This window comes from uncultured Sphingomonas sp., from assembly GCF_937859915.1.
Taxonomy (GTDB): domain Bacteria; phylum Pseudomonadota; class Alphaproteobacteria; order Sphingomonadales; family Sphingomonadaceae; genus Solisphingomonas.
Genome location: NZ_CALMAW010000056.1, coordinates 1 through 11,597 on the forward strand (window position 1 = coordinate 1; position 11,597 = coordinate 11,597).

Annotated in this window: 16 protein-coding genes; 12 read left to right on the forward strand and 4 right to left on the reverse strand. The window is 66.9% G+C overall.

The window, feature by feature from the left end:
• Positions 1-241, reverse strand: a 241-nt coding sequence (locus Q0326_RS07990; RefSeq protein WP_298688940.1) for a response regulator, incomplete at its 3' end; no start/stop codon positions are given.
• A gap of 159 nt (positions 242-400) precedes the next feature.
• Here Q0326_RS07990 and Q0326_RS07995 point away from each other — a divergent pair.
• A complete protein-coding gene (locus Q0326_RS07995; protein ID WP_298688942.1) occupies positions 401-1,150 on the forward strand; it encodes an RNA pseudouridine synthase in 750 nt (249 codons plus the stop codon).
• 18 nt (positions 1,151-1,168) lie between these two features.
• Here the strand turns inward: Q0326_RS07995 and arfB are convergent, their stop codons facing one another.
• A complete protein-coding gene (gene arfB, locus Q0326_RS08000) occupies positions 1,169-1,591 on the reverse strand; it encodes an alternative ribosome rescue aminoacyl-tRNA hydrolase ArfB (RefSeq protein WP_298688944.1) in 423 nt (140 codons plus the stop codon).
• A 65-nt stretch (positions 1,592-1,656) separates the two neighbouring features.
• Here arfB and Q0326_RS08005 point away from each other — a divergent pair, with 65 nt between their 5' ends.
• Both Q0326_RS08005 and Q0326_RS08010 read left to right on the forward strand, forming a co-directional pair.
• On the forward strand, positions 1,657-2,145 hold the full coding sequence (locus Q0326_RS08005) for a GAF domain-containing protein (protein ID WP_298688946.1): 489 nt from the start codon (positions 1,657-1,659) through the stop codon (positions 2,143-2,145).
• A 125-nt stretch (positions 2,146-2,270) separates the two neighbouring features.
• Complete coding sequence (locus tag Q0326_RS08010) at positions 2,271-3,098, forward strand: RcnB family protein (RefSeq protein WP_298688948.1); 828 nt, start codon at positions 2,271-2,273, stop codon at positions 3,096-3,098.
• Here Q0326_RS08010 and Q0326_RS08015 read toward each other — a convergent pair.
• Together Q0326_RS08015 and Q0326_RS08020 are read right to left on the reverse strand one after the other, a co-directional pair.
• Entirely contained in the window at positions 3,013-3,870 is an 858-nt protein-coding gene (locus Q0326_RS08015; protein WP_298688950.1) for a metallophosphoesterase, read from the reverse strand. The genes Q0326_RS08010 and Q0326_RS08015 overlap by 86 nt on opposite strands.
• 140 nt (positions 3,871-4,010) lie before the next feature.
• The gene (locus Q0326_RS08020; RefSeq protein ID WP_298688952.1) at positions 4,011-4,526 is read right to left on the reverse strand and encodes a universal stress protein; all 516 of its coding nucleotides are present in this window, start codon (positions 4,524-4,526) and stop codon (positions 4,011-4,013) included.
• Between the two features lie 69 nt (positions 4,527-4,595).
• Here Q0326_RS08020 and Q0326_RS08025 point away from each other — a divergent pair, with 69 nt between their 5' ends.
• The 9 genes from Q0326_RS08025 to rpsG form a co-directional block, all read left to right on the forward strand.
• Positions 4,596-5,951, forward strand: a complete 1,356-nt coding sequence (locus tag Q0326_RS08025; RefSeq protein ID WP_298688954.1) for a pyruvate dehydrogenase complex dihydrolipoamide acetyltransferase — start codon at positions 4,596-4,598, stop codon at positions 5,949-5,951.
• Positions 5,948-6,367 (forward strand): acyl-CoA thioesterase, encoded by a 420-nt coding sequence (locus Q0326_RS08030; RefSeq protein WP_298688956.1) that lies wholly within the window; start codon positions 5,948-5,950, stop codon positions 6,365-6,367. Before Q0326_RS08025 ends, Q0326_RS08030 begins: the two co-directional genes overlap by 4 nt.
• A 1-nt stretch (position 6,368) precedes the next feature.
• Complete coding sequence (locus Q0326_RS08035) at positions 6,369-6,584, forward strand: hypothetical protein (protein ID WP_298688958.1); 216 nt, start codon at positions 6,369-6,371, stop codon at positions 6,582-6,584.
• A gap of 66 nt (positions 6,585-6,650) precedes the next feature.
• The gene (lpdA, locus tag Q0326_RS08040) at positions 6,651-8,045 is read left to right on the forward strand and encodes a dihydrolipoyl dehydrogenase (protein ID WP_298688961.1); all 1,395 of its coding nucleotides are present in this window, start codon (positions 6,651-6,653) and stop codon (positions 8,043-8,045) included.
• Between the two features lie 102 nt (positions 8,046-8,147).
• Positions 8,148-8,384, forward strand: a complete 237-nt coding sequence (locus tag Q0326_RS08045) for a hypothetical protein (protein WP_298688963.1) — start codon at positions 8,148-8,150, stop codon at positions 8,382-8,384.
• A 58-nt stretch (positions 8,385-8,442) separates the two neighbouring features.
• The gene (locus Q0326_RS08050) at positions 8,443-9,399 is read left to right on the forward strand and encodes a cation diffusion facilitator family transporter (RefSeq protein WP_298688965.1); all 957 of its coding nucleotides are present in this window, start codon (positions 8,443-8,445) and stop codon (positions 9,397-9,399) included.
• A 139-nt stretch (positions 9,400-9,538) separates the two neighbouring features.
• On the forward strand, positions 9,539-10,510 hold the full coding sequence (locus Q0326_RS08055) for an alpha/beta hydrolase (protein WP_298688968.1): 972 nt from the start codon (positions 9,539-9,541) through the stop codon (positions 10,508-10,510).
• Between the two features lie 228 nt (positions 10,511-10,738).
• Complete coding sequence (gene rpsL, locus Q0326_RS08060; RefSeq protein WP_069206815.1) at positions 10,739-11,110, forward strand: 30S ribosomal protein S12; 372 nt, start codon at positions 10,739-10,741, stop codon at positions 11,108-11,110.
• Positions 11,111-11,164: 54 nt separating this feature from the next.
• On the forward strand, positions 11,165-11,597 hold a 433-nt coding region (rpsG, locus tag Q0326_RS08065), incomplete at its 3' end, for a 30S ribosomal protein S7 (RefSeq protein ID WP_298688974.1).

An 11,597-nucleotide genomic window follows, 5' to 3' on the forward strand; every position in this document is an offset into this window, starting at 1 on the left:
TGCCGGACAGGATCATCACCGGCGTCTGCACCTTGGCGACGCGCAGCTTCTTGAGTACGTCATAGCCGTGCATGTCCGGCAGGTTGAGATCGAGGCAAATCAGATCGTAATCGTAGAGCTTGCCAAGGTCCAAGCCCTCTTCGCCCAAGTCGGTCGTATAGACGTTGAAGCCTTCGGCACCGAGCATGAGTTCGATGGCCTTGGCCGTCGTCGGTTCGTCTTCGATCAGCAATACGCGCATGATGGTTCCATCCCCGTCAGCTCGTCCCGTCCCACGACGCGACCGCACCGGCATTAACCATTACAGGAATGAAGGAAAAAGGTTAACGCCGAGTAAAGCGCGCGTGACTTTTCCCTTACCGAATTTGCGGCACCGTGGCCAACGTGGCACAGGGCCGCGATGTTGACCGATCTTATTCTCTTCATCGACGGCGAGGCGATCGTCCTCGACAAGCCCGCCGGGCTCCCTGTCGATGCTCCGCGCGACGCATCTTCGAGCGTGGAGGCTGCACTCGAGACGTTTCGATTCGGTTTCCAGCGCACGCCGAGCGCGGTGCATCGGCTCGATCGCGACACCTCGGGCTGCCTGCTGATCGCGCGTCATCCTAAGGCGCACAAGCGGTTCGCCGCGGCCTTCGAGGCGGGGCTCGTCGAGAAGACCTATCTGGCGGTGCTCGCCGGCGTACCGGACGGGGAAGGGGGCCGGATCGCGCTGGCCTTGTCGAAGCGATCGACGCGCGAGGACGGCTGGCGGATGGTCGCCGATCCGCGCGGCAAGCCGGCGGTCACCGACTGGCGCGTGCTGGGCGTGGTCGAAGGACGTGCGCTCGTCGAGTTCCGGCCGCAGACCGGGCGGACGCATCAATTGCGTGTCCATGCCGCCGACGGGCTGGGCCATGCGATCGTCGGCGATCCGGTCTATGGGCAGGGCGGCGAACCCATGTTGCTCCATGCGCTGCGCCTGCGCCTGCCGCGCGATCCCAAGGCGGCGATCGATGTTACCGCGCCGCTGCCAAAGAGCTTCGCCCGCTGGGCGGACCTTGCAGGGCCCCCTCAGTCTCCCGCGCCCGCCCTGCCGGACTTGCTCCGGAATCCAGACGCCCAGACGGTGGCACCCGAAATCGTGGATCCCGGATCAGTCGCGGGATGACGGCCGAACAGTCGCGGATCAGCCGCGTATTTTCCCGCGCAGGCTCTTGACCGCACCGCGCTTCGCCTTGCCTTCGACGCGGCGTAGCTGCGAGCCCTTGGTCGGCTTGGTCGGCCGGCGTTTCTTGGGGACGAAGGTCGCTTCCTTGATCAACGCGACCAGCCGCTCGCGCACCTCGCGGCGGTTCATCTCCTGCGAGCGGCTCCCGTCCGAACGCAGCACCAGCACGCCCTCGCGGGTCAGTCGCGATCCCGCAAGGTCGCTCAGGCGATGCTTGACGGCATCGGGCAGGTTGGGCGAATTCGACACGTCGAAGCGCAACAGCACCGCGGAATCGGTGGTGTTGACGTGCTGGCCGCCGGGTCCCGATGCGCGCGTGAAGCTTTCGGCGATCTCGTCGCTGTCGATCGCGATCGAGCGGGTGATGGGGATCGCGACCATCCGGCCTATCTATCCGCCGTTGACCCGCGACGATAGGCGTTCGTCGCCCGCCTGAAGGAGCCGCCATGTTCGATTTCGCTGCCCGCCCTGATGCCGATACCGCGACGATCTGGGACGATCTGGTCGCCGCCGCCGACGGCGTGACCGCGGGCGAGCGTGACGGCATCGCCAACATGGCCAATGTCGCGGCGCTGTGCTGGGAGCTGCTGCCCGACCTCAATTGGGCCGGGTTCTACCGGATGATCGACGACGAACTGGTGCTCGGACCGTTCCAAGGCCGCGCCGCCTGCATCCGGATCGCGCTCGGCCGCGGCGTCTGCGGCACGGCGGCCGCGACCAAGGCGACGCAGCGGATCGACGACGTCCACGCCTTTCCCGGCCACATCGCCTGCGATGCGGCATCAGCGTCCGAACTGGTCGTGCCCCTCGTGGTCGCCGGACGCGTGATCGGCGTGCTCGATCTCGATAGCCCCATGCCCGGCCGCTTCACCCCCGCGGACGCCGCCGGTGCCGAGCGATTGTGCGCGATGATCGCAGCGCGTCTCGTCGGCTGACCCGAATCGGGACGCTGGACGATATGCGTGCCGTGGGCGCCGCAACCGGCCGATGCTATGCCCGTTGACGAGACGGGGGCTCTGCACGCGCGACGTGGCGGTCCGGTAACGGCAAGGGGAAAGAGATGCGGCACATTGGCATATTGGCGGGCGCGGCACTGATCGCCCTGACGCCGACGATCGCCTCGGCGCAGATGGGGGCGCCCGCTGGCGCGCCGATGCAGGCCGGTAGCTGGGGCCAGGGCGGCTGGCAGCCGGGCAATGACGCGGCGGGTTATGCTCCGCAGCGTGGCGTCGCGCCGCGCGGCGACTGGCAGCAGGCTCGCGCGACGCACGGTCATGGCGATTATCGCCGCCTCGAGCGTGGCAAGCGCCTCCCACACGCCTATCTCGATCCGAGCTATACGGTCAGCGACTGGAGCGACTGGGGCTTCGCGCCGCCGGGTCCTGGCATGCGCTGGGTGCGCTATTATGACGACGGTCTGCTGATCGACGCCGACGGCCGCATCGTCGACGCGTGCTACGGCGTCGCGTGGGAGCGTGGCCCGATGCGCGGACCGCGTGGTGGCTTCGCTGGCGGACCGGGCCGCTTCCCCGGCGCTCCGGGCGGCCCCGGCATCTATCCAGGTGGGCCTGGCTATCCTGCCCCCGGCGTGTCGACCTATCGTGCCGGCCCCAACACGACCGTGACCACCACCGTCGTCCAGGCGCCGCCACCGGTGATCGTGGGCGGCCCGGCGTTGGGTTATGCCGGCGGATATGGCGGCTATGTCGGCGGCGGCACGGTGATCAGCGTCACCCCCGGCGTCGCGGTGACCACCACCACGACAAGCACCGACTATGAGACCGTCTACAAATCGGTCGCGGTCAGGCAGAAGGTGTGGCGGCAACCCATCCGCCATTACCGCCCGCGCTGCGTACATAAGACGAGCTGCCCGATTCTCGGGAGCTGAACGCACCCCCGTTCGAGATCCATTCCTCGATCGTGGCCCCCGTGCCGTCGAGGCGGATCAGGTTGAAGCTGTTGGGGGTGCCGCGCCGGCGGAAGCTGGTCGCGGTACCCGCCTGCACGATCATCACGTGAGGGTCGATCGAGACCGTCGGCCCACGGTCCGGCGCGCCGATCCCGACGCTGTGCAGATGATGATGGCCGGCGAGCACGAGATGCACGTCGGCGGCCTCGACCGCCTTGAGCGCACGCCGCGCGCCGCGGAGCGCCGGCTCGATCTCGCCGGGTTCGTCGCCGGGTAGCGACACCAGCGGATGATGCGTGACCAGGATTCGCGACGCGCCCGCGGGTGCGCCGGCGAAGCTGTCCGCGATCGAGCGGATCTGGATTCGCGTCAGCCGCCCGTCCTTGACCGTCAGGCCATGCGCCGAGGCGAGCCCGAGCACCGCGATCTCCTGATCGGCATACCAGCAGCTGCGACCGCGGGCGATGATCCGGCCGTAGCGGCGAAGCGGCCAGAACAGGCGCGCCATCGGCTTGTGCATCGGCACGTCGTGATTGCCGGGCACGACGAGCAGCATGAAGCCGTCGGCTTCGAGCCGGGCCAGGAACCCCGCTGCCTCGGCAAATTGCGAACGATGCGCACGCTGGGTGAGATCGCCCGATACGACGATCAGATCGGGACGGATCGCGACCAGCGCCGCATGCAGATGCGCGACCACCGCGGGCTCGTGCGCACCGAAGTGGAGATCCGAGATATGGGCGATTGTCCGCATGAAGCGATTACGGATCGGCGCGCGGGCGGTTCCCGATCCGACCCGCGCCCCTCGCCCGGAACCGCCGGACGGCCGCTTCGCCCATCGACGGGAAGGAACGAGGACGGTGCCTCGGCACGCTCAAAACCAACGCGGGGCGATCAGCTCAGCCTGTCCAGCGCCGCGTCATCCAACGACCCAGGAACGATCATCACGGGGCAGGGCATTACCCCTGCCTCGGCCCCCGCGAAATAGGCGACCAGCGGTCCCGGCCCGCCGACGATCGTCGCGCCGAGCACCAGTGCCGCCGTTCCGGGCCGTTCCTCGAGCAGCGTGCGCACCGCCTTGACCGGCTCGCCCTGCCGCACCGTCATCGTCGGATCGGCCCCGAGTTCGTCGGCGATCTCGGCGGCGGCCTGGTGCAGCATCGCCTCGGCGCCAAGCTGCGCCTCCTCCTCGAGCGCATCCTGCACGCCTCCCCACTGCACGAATTCCGCGGGCTCGACGATCGCCAGCATCTCGACGCGGCCCTGCGTCTTCGCGGCGCGGCGTGCGGCGAAGCGCAGCGCGACGCGCGCCTCGGCGCTGCCGTCATAGACGACGAGATAGGTGCGGAGCGGCGTCGTCTCGTCGTTCATCCGCCAAGCGTGCTGGATCTTGGCGTTCCGCGCAAGCATCGGCCTTGACCACTCGGGTCGCAGCGCCGAAATGGGCGCTCGTTACCGATCGAGAGGCCGTCCTCGCTTATGCCCATCGAACTCAAGATGCCCGCACTGTCGCCCACCATGGAGGAGGGCACACTGGCCAAATGGCTGGTGAAGGAGGGTGACACGGTCAAATCCGGCGATATTCTCGCCGAGATCGAGACCGATAAGGCGACGATGGAGTTCGAGGCGGTCGATGAAGGCACGATCGGCCAGATCCTCGTGCCCGAGGGATCCGACGGCGTGAAGGTCGGCGCGCCGATCGCGACGCTGTTCGAAGAGGGCGAAGACGCCTCGGCGGCGGCTACCAAGCCGGTTGCCGCCGCGGCGCAGCCCGCAGCGCCCACGTCCGACGCCGGCGCGCCGCCGCCCGAAGAGAAGGGCTATGGCGTCTCGCCCAAGGCCGACGCACCGATCATCGCGGCGGCGCAGAAGGCGTCGGCGCAGCCGGTGACCGCATCCGATGCCGGCGATCGCATCAAGGCCAGTCCGCTCGCGCGTCGCCTCGCCGAGCAGCAGGGCATCGATCTTGGCGCCGTGACGGGTTCGGGACCTAATGGTCGGATCGTCAAGGCGGACCTCGGCAGGGCCGGAACCCCCAAGCTTGCCGCTCCCGCCGCTGCTGCTCCTGCCGCACCGGTGGCTGCTACGGCGGCGCCTGCCAAGCCGACGCCGGTAGCCGCGACTCCGGCCCCGCCGATCCCCGATATTCCGCATCAGACCACCAAGCTGTCGAGCATGCGCAAGGTGATCGCCCGCCGCCTGACCGAGTCGAAGCAGCAGGTGCCGCACATCTATCTGACCGTCGACATCCGCCTCGACGCGCTGCTGGCGCTGCGCGAGCAGCTCAACAAGAGTCTCGCCGCACGCGAGATCAAGCTGTCGGTCAACGACATGCTGATCAAGGCGCTCGCGGTCGCGCTGATCGAAGTGCCGGCCTGCAACGTCATGTTCGCGGGCGACCAGCTCGTCACCTTCGAACGGGCCGACATCTCGGTCGCGGTGTCGATCCCGGGCGGGCTGATCACCCCGGTGGTGACGGGCGCCGACACCAAGGCGCTGTCGTCGATCGCGGTCGAGTTCAAGGATCTCGCGGCGCGTGCCCGCGACGGCAAGCTCAAGCCCGAGGAGTTCGCCGGCGGCACCGCCTCGATCTCCAACATGGGGATGTACGGGATCAAGCAGTTCGATGCGGTGATCAATCCGCCGCAGGGCATGATCATGGCGGTCGGCGCCGGCGAGAAGCGGCCATGGGTCGAGGGTGACGAACTCGTCGTCGCGACCGTCATGTCGGCGACCGGCAGCTTCGATCATCGCGCGATCGACGGCGCGGACGGCGCCAAGCTGATGAAGGCGTTCAAGCGGCTGGTCGAAAACCCGCTGGGCATGGTGGCATGAAGCCGATCGACGATCTGCCGCCCGACGGTGCCCCGGTGGTTCGCGTGATCGCGATGCCGGCGGACACCAATCCCTATGGCGACATCTTCGGCGGCTGGCTGATGAGCCAGATGGATTCGGCGGCAGGTTCGGTCGCCTCGCGGCACAGCCGGGGTCGTGCGGTCACGATCGCGATGGACGGCATGACCTTCCACCGCCCGGTGTTCGTCGGCGACGAGGTCTCGGTGTTCGCGCATCTGACCGCGACCGGGCGGACGTCGATGACCATCGCGGTCGAGGCCTGGCGCCGTGCGCGGCACGAGGAGGCGACCTACAAGGTCACCGAGGCGCGTTTCACCTTCGTCGCGGTCGGCGAGGATCGTCAGCCGCGCCGGGTACCGCCGCTGGCGCCCGACGCCGAGACCGAGGCCGCCTGACATGGCGCTCACCACCGCAGTCGGCCTCGGGGCCGTGGCGGCGGTGGGTGTACCCTGGCTGATGAGCGGGCATGACGACATTCTCGGCGGTGTGCTCACCGGCCAGCTCGTCCGCATACCGCTCGGCGGCGGGTTCGCCTTGCACTGGAGCTGGCTGGTCTTCTGCGTGGTCACGCTGCTCGCCTGGGCGTTGCTCGCGGCCAGCGAAACGAAATAGGGCGCTAGCGCCCGAGGGTTCCCCGATCGCCCCGCCGACAGGCGCGGGGCTCATGAAAGGATAAGCATGGCCGACACCTATGACCTCGTCGTGCTCGGCTCCGGGCCGGGCGGCTATGTCGCTGCGATCCGCGCCTCGCAGCTCGGCCTCAAGGTCGCGATCGTCGAGCGCGAGCTGCTCGGCGGCATCTGCCTCAACTGGGGCTGTATCCCGACCAAGGCGCTGCTGCGTACGTCGGAAATCTATCATTATATGACCCACGCCGACGCCTATGGTCTGAGCGCGGGCACGCCCGGCTTCGATCTCGCCAAGGTGGTGACTCGCTCGCGCAAGGTCGCGGGCCAGCTCAACGCGGGCGTCAAAGGCCTGATGAAGAAGAACAAGGTCACCGTCGTCGAGGGCATCGGCACGATCACCGCGGCCGGCAGGCTGTCGGTCGAGAAGGACGGCAAGACCACCGAGCTCGCCGCGAAAGATATCATCATCGCGACCGGCGCGCGGGCGCGCGACCTGCCGTTCGCCAAGGCCGATGGCGAGCGGATCTGGACCTATCGCCACGCGATGACGCCCAAGGAGATGCCGACCAAGCTGCTGGTCATCGGATCGGGCGCGATCGGCGTCGAGTTCGCCAGCTTCTATTCGGACATGGGCGCCGAGGTGACGATCGTCGAGATGCTCGATCGCGTGCTCCCGGTCGAGGATGCCGAGGTCTCCGAGTTCATGGCGAAGGCGCTGACCAAGCAGGGCTTCCGCCTGCTGACCAAGGCCGGCGTCGAAAGCCTCGCCAACACGGGCAAGGGCGTCACCGCGAAGATCAAGCTGGCCGACGGGACGATCGAGACGGGCGAGTACAGCCATTGCATCGTCGCGGTCGGCATCGTCCCCAACACCGAGAATATCGGACTCGAGGCGCTCGGCGTGAAGACGACGCGCGGGCATATCGACGCCGACGCGATGTGCCGCACCAACGTGCCCGGCATCTGGGCGATCGGCGACGTCACCGCGCCGCCGTGGCTGGCGCACAAGGCGAGTCACGAGGGCGTGATCGCCGCCGAGGCGATCGCCGGCAACCACCCGCATGCGATGGACAAGCGCAACATCCCGGGCTGCACCTATTCGCGACCCCAAGTGGCGTCGGTCGGGCTTACAGAGGCGCGGGCGCGCGAAGAGGGCTATGAGGTCAAGGTCGGCAAATTCCCGTTCATCGGCAACGGCAAGGCAATCGCGCTCGGTGAGGCCGAAGGCTTCGTCAAGACGGTGTTCGACGCCAAGACCGGCGAGCTGCTCGGCGCGCACATGATCGGCGCCGAGGTGACCGAGCTGATCGAGGGCTATACCGTCGCCAAGCAGCTCGAGACCACCGAGGCGGAGCTGATGGAAACGGTTTTCCCGCATCCCACCCTCAGCGAAATGATGCACGAAAGCGTGCTGTCGGCGTATGGCCGCGCCCTGCATTTCTGATAAGACGCTTGACGAACGCGCCGTTTATCGCGTTTTTCGGAACGGCAGTGGTTTTGTTGCGTTGCCGTGCGTCCGCTGGTGACCGAAATGAGGAGAATACAGATGAACAAGGCTCTCACGATCGCCGCGGTTGCGGCTCTTACGCTCGGTGCGGCTGCGTGCCACAAGTCGGATGACGCCAACACGTCGAACGTCTCGGCCGAAGACAATATGCTGGTGCCCGCCGACGAGAATTCGATGGGCGACATGAACAGCATGGGCGCGACCGACAATATGGCGATGGACAACAGCGCCATGGCCGGCAACGACACGACCACGGCGTCCAACAACGCCATGTAATATAGATGGCCGGCGATGTGCAGATCGCATCGCCGGCCATTTTTTTTGAAGGACGAGCATGAGCGCCGACCCATCCCCTCCGGAGGGCGCCGGCGAAAGTACATTCGTCCTGATCGCGGCGCTTGCCGCCAATCTTGGCATCGCCGTCGCCAAGTTCGTCGCCGCCGGCATGACCGGCTCGGCCGCGATGCTGACCGAGGGTTTCCACTCGGTCGTCGACAGCCTCAATCAGATTCTGCTGCTCTACGGCCAGAAGCGCGCCGCGCGCCCCGCCGATGCGGCGCATCCCACCGGCTATGGCCGCGAGCTCTATTTCTGGAGCTTCGTCGTCGCGATCCTGATCTTCGCGACCGGTGCGGGACTCTCCGTCTATGAAGGCATCGTCCATCTGCGCGCGCCCGAGCCGCCGCAGGAGCCGCTGATCGCCTATATCGTCCTGGCCGTCTCCTTCCTGCTCGAGGGTGCAAGCTGGCTGACCGCCGTGCGCGGCTTCCGCGGCGCCAAGGGGAAGCAGGGCTGGTGGGAGGCGATCCGCCGCTCGAAGGACCCGCCCGCCTTCATCGTGCTGTTCGAGGATTCGGCGGCGCTCGCCGGTCTGCTGATCGCAGGCGCCGGGATATTCCTCAGCCATGCGACCAATGACGGGCGTTGGGACGGCGTCGCATCGATCCTGATCGGGATCGTGCTGGGGGTGGTCGCGATCCTGCTGGCACGCGAATCCAAGGGGCTGCTGATCGGTGAGCGCGCTTCGCCCGAACTCGTCGCCGCGATCCGCTCGGCGATCGACGCGCGTCCCGAGGTGGTGCGCGTCGACGAGGTGATCACGGTCCATCTCGGCCCGCGATCGGTATTCGTCGCGACCAGCGTCGACTTCGTCGACTCGGTGTCCGCGGGTACGGTCGAGCGGCTCATCGCGGACGTGGAGTTACGGCTACGAAACGATTGGCCCGAGATCGGATCGGTGTATATCAAGGCCCGATCCATGGTTAATGTCGTGGAGAGTACCGCCTCCTGATCGGAGACAGATCGTGCGTCGCCTGTTCCTTGCCCTTCTTGCCGGCCTCTCGACGGCGCCAGCGGCGTATGCCGCGCAAACCGCTGACAAGCCCGTCGCCATTAGGCCCGAGACGGGGAAGGCGACGCCGACAGTCGGCATGACGAAGCCGGAAGCCTCCTCGGCTCCGGTGCACAGCTACGGACCGCGGCTCGAGGGGTTCGACTATCCGTTTCCGGTCCACCTGTTCCGCGAAGTGGTGCAGGGCCAGTCGGTCGAGATGGCCTATATGGAGCTGGCGTCGCAGCGTCCGAATGGGCGCACCGTCGTCCTGCTCCACGGCAAGAACTTTTGCGCGGCGACGTGGGGCGATACCGCGCGCGTGCTCGCCGCGAGCGGCTACCGCGTGATCGTCCCCGATCAGATCGGTTTCTGCAAATCGTCCAAGCCTGCAGGCTTCCAATACAGCCTTTACGGCATGGCGGCGATGACCGCCGACCTGATCCGATCACGCGGGGTGATCAAGGCGACGATCGTCGGTCATTCGCTCGGCGGCCTCGTCGCGATGCGACTGGCGATCACCACGCCGCAACTGCTCGACCAGCTGATCCTTGTCGATCCGCTGGGCCTCGCTGACCAGCTTGCGCAGGGTGTGCCCTATATCGGCGTCGACCGCGCGCGCGAGCAGGAGCGGCGCAAGACGCTCGCCTCGATGAAAGCCTATCAGCTCAACGGCTATTATCACGGCGTCTGGCACCGCGACTATGATCGCTGGCTCGACATGATCGCCGGCATGTATGCCGGGCCGGGCCGCGATGCGGTAATCGACGCGCAGGCGCGGACCACCGAGATGATCGAGACGCAGCCCGTCGTCTATGAATTCCCGCGCATCACCGTGCCGACGATCCTGATGGTCGGGACGCTCGACCACAATGTCTTCGGCAAGACCTGGGCGCCGACCGAAATCGGCAATCAGCTGCCCGAGAATTCGACGATCGGCGACCGCGCCGCGGCGAGGATGCGCAACGCGCGCTTCGTGCCGCTCGATGGGCTCGGTCATGTCCCGCAGGTCGAGGATCCCGCGCGCTTCCAGATCGCGCTGCTGCAGGCACTGAGCGGCGCGCTCAACTGAGCCTCGCGTGCCGCGGTTGACCCTAACCGAGTCGCTCGCTATAGGCCGCGCTCGCTTGCGGGGCTGTGGTCTCGACCCTGATCCGTGGGCGAACGCTTGAACATTGCCGAAGCGTGGAAAAGGCTCGGGCGGGTCGACAAGGTCCCCTGAGCCTTCGTGCATTTCTGCACGAGCCATGTGTGCGAGTCCGGGCACGGCAAAGTAACCATGTGAAAGGTGAAGGCTTCAATGCCAACGATCAACCAGCTGGTCCGCAAGGGCCGCGATCCGCAGAAGGCCAAGTCGAAGGTCCCTGCGATGGAAGCGAATCCGCAGAAGCGCGGCGTCTGCACGCGCGTCTATACGACGACCCCGAAGAAGCCGAACTCGGCACTCCGCAAGGTGGCCAAGGTTCGCCTGACCAACCAGCGCGAAGTGATCAGCTACATCCCGGGCGAAGGCCACAACCTCCAGGAGCACTCTGTCGTGCTGATCCGCGGCGGTCGTGTCCGCGATCTTCCCGGCGTCCGCTATCATGTGCTCCGTGGCGTGCTCGATACCCAGGGCGTCAAGGATCGCAAGCAGTCCCGCTCCAAATACGGCGCCAAGCGTCCGAAGTAAGCCGGTCACCCACAGGCGTGTGACCAACCAGGCTGAAGTATAAGGAAACAGAATATGTCCCGTCGTCGTCGCCCCGAGAAGCGCGAAATCCTGCCGGATCCCAAATTCGGTGATGTCGTGCTCTCCAAGTTCATGAATTCCGTGATGCTCGACGGCAAGAAGGCCGTCGCCGAGGGTATCATCTACTCCGCGCTCGACGTGATCGAGCAGCGCGCCAAGCGCGATCCGCTCCAGGTGTTCCACGATGCGCTCAACAATGTGCGTCCGGGCATCGAGGTTCGTTCGCGGCGTGTCGGCGGTGCCACCTATCAGGTGCCCGTCGAGGTTCGCACCGAGCGTGCGCAGGCGCTTGCGATTCGCTGGCTGATCACGGCGGCGCGCAACCGCTCCGAGCATACGATGGATGCGCGTTTGTCGGCCGAGCTGATGGACGCCGCCAACAACCGCGGCAACGCGGTCAAGAAGCGCGAAGACACGCACCGCATGG

Excerpts from the sequence above, each read along its gene's own strand:
- Q0326_RS08025 (WP_298688954.1), top strand. The coding sequence starts at position 4,596 with ATGCCCATCGAACTCAAGATGCCCGCACTGTCGCCCACCATGGAGGAG.
- Q0326_RS07995 (WP_298688942.1), top strand. The coding sequence starts at position 401 with ATGTTGACCGATCTTATTCTCTTCATCGACGGCGAGGCGATCGTCCTC.
- Q0326_RS08055 (WP_298688968.1), top strand. The coding sequence starts at position 9,539 with ATGACGAAGCCGGAAGCCTCCTCGGCTCCGGTGCACAGCTACGGACCG.
- Q0326_RS08010 (WP_298688948.1), top strand. The coding sequence starts at position 2,271 with ATGCGGCACATTGGCATATTGGCGGGCGCGGCACTGATCGCCCTGACG.
- lpdA (WP_298688961.1), top strand. The coding sequence starts at position 6,651 with ATGGCCGACACCTATGACCTCGTCGTGCTCGGCTCCGGGCCGGGCGGC.
- Q0326_RS08005 (WP_298688946.1), top strand. The coding sequence starts at position 1,657 with ATGTTCGATTTCGCTGCCCGCCCTGATGCCGATACCGCGACGATCTGG.
- Q0326_RS08015 (WP_298688950.1), bottom strand. The coding sequence starts at position 3,870 with ATGCGGACAATCGCCCATATCTCGGATCTCCACTTCGGTGCGCACGAG.
- Q0326_RS08045 (WP_298688963.1), top strand. The coding sequence starts at position 8,148 with ATGAACAAGGCTCTCACGATCGCCGCGGTTGCGGCTCTTACGCTCGGT.
- Q0326_RS08020 (WP_298688952.1), bottom strand. The coding sequence starts at position 4,526 with ATGCTTGCGCGGAACGCCAAGATCCAGCACGCTTGGCGGATGAACGAC.
- Q0326_RS08050 (WP_298688965.1), top strand. The coding sequence starts at position 8,443 with ATGAGCGCCGACCCATCCCCTCCGGAGGGCGCCGGCGAAAGTACATTC.
- Q0326_RS08030 (WP_298688956.1), top strand. The coding sequence starts at position 5,948 with ATGAAGCCGATCGACGATCTGCCGCCCGACGGTGCCCCGGTGGTTCGC.
- arfB (WP_298688944.1), bottom strand. The coding sequence starts at position 1,591 with ATGGTCGCGATCCCCATCACCCGCTCGATCGCGATCGACAGCGACGAG.
- Q0326_RS08035 (WP_298688958.1), top strand. The coding sequence starts at position 6,369 with ATGGCGCTCACCACCGCAGTCGGCCTCGGGGCCGTGGCGGCGGTGGGT.
- rpsL (WP_069206815.1), top strand. The coding sequence starts at position 10,739 with ATGCCAACGATCAACCAGCTGGTCCGCAAGGGCCGCGATCCGCAGAAG.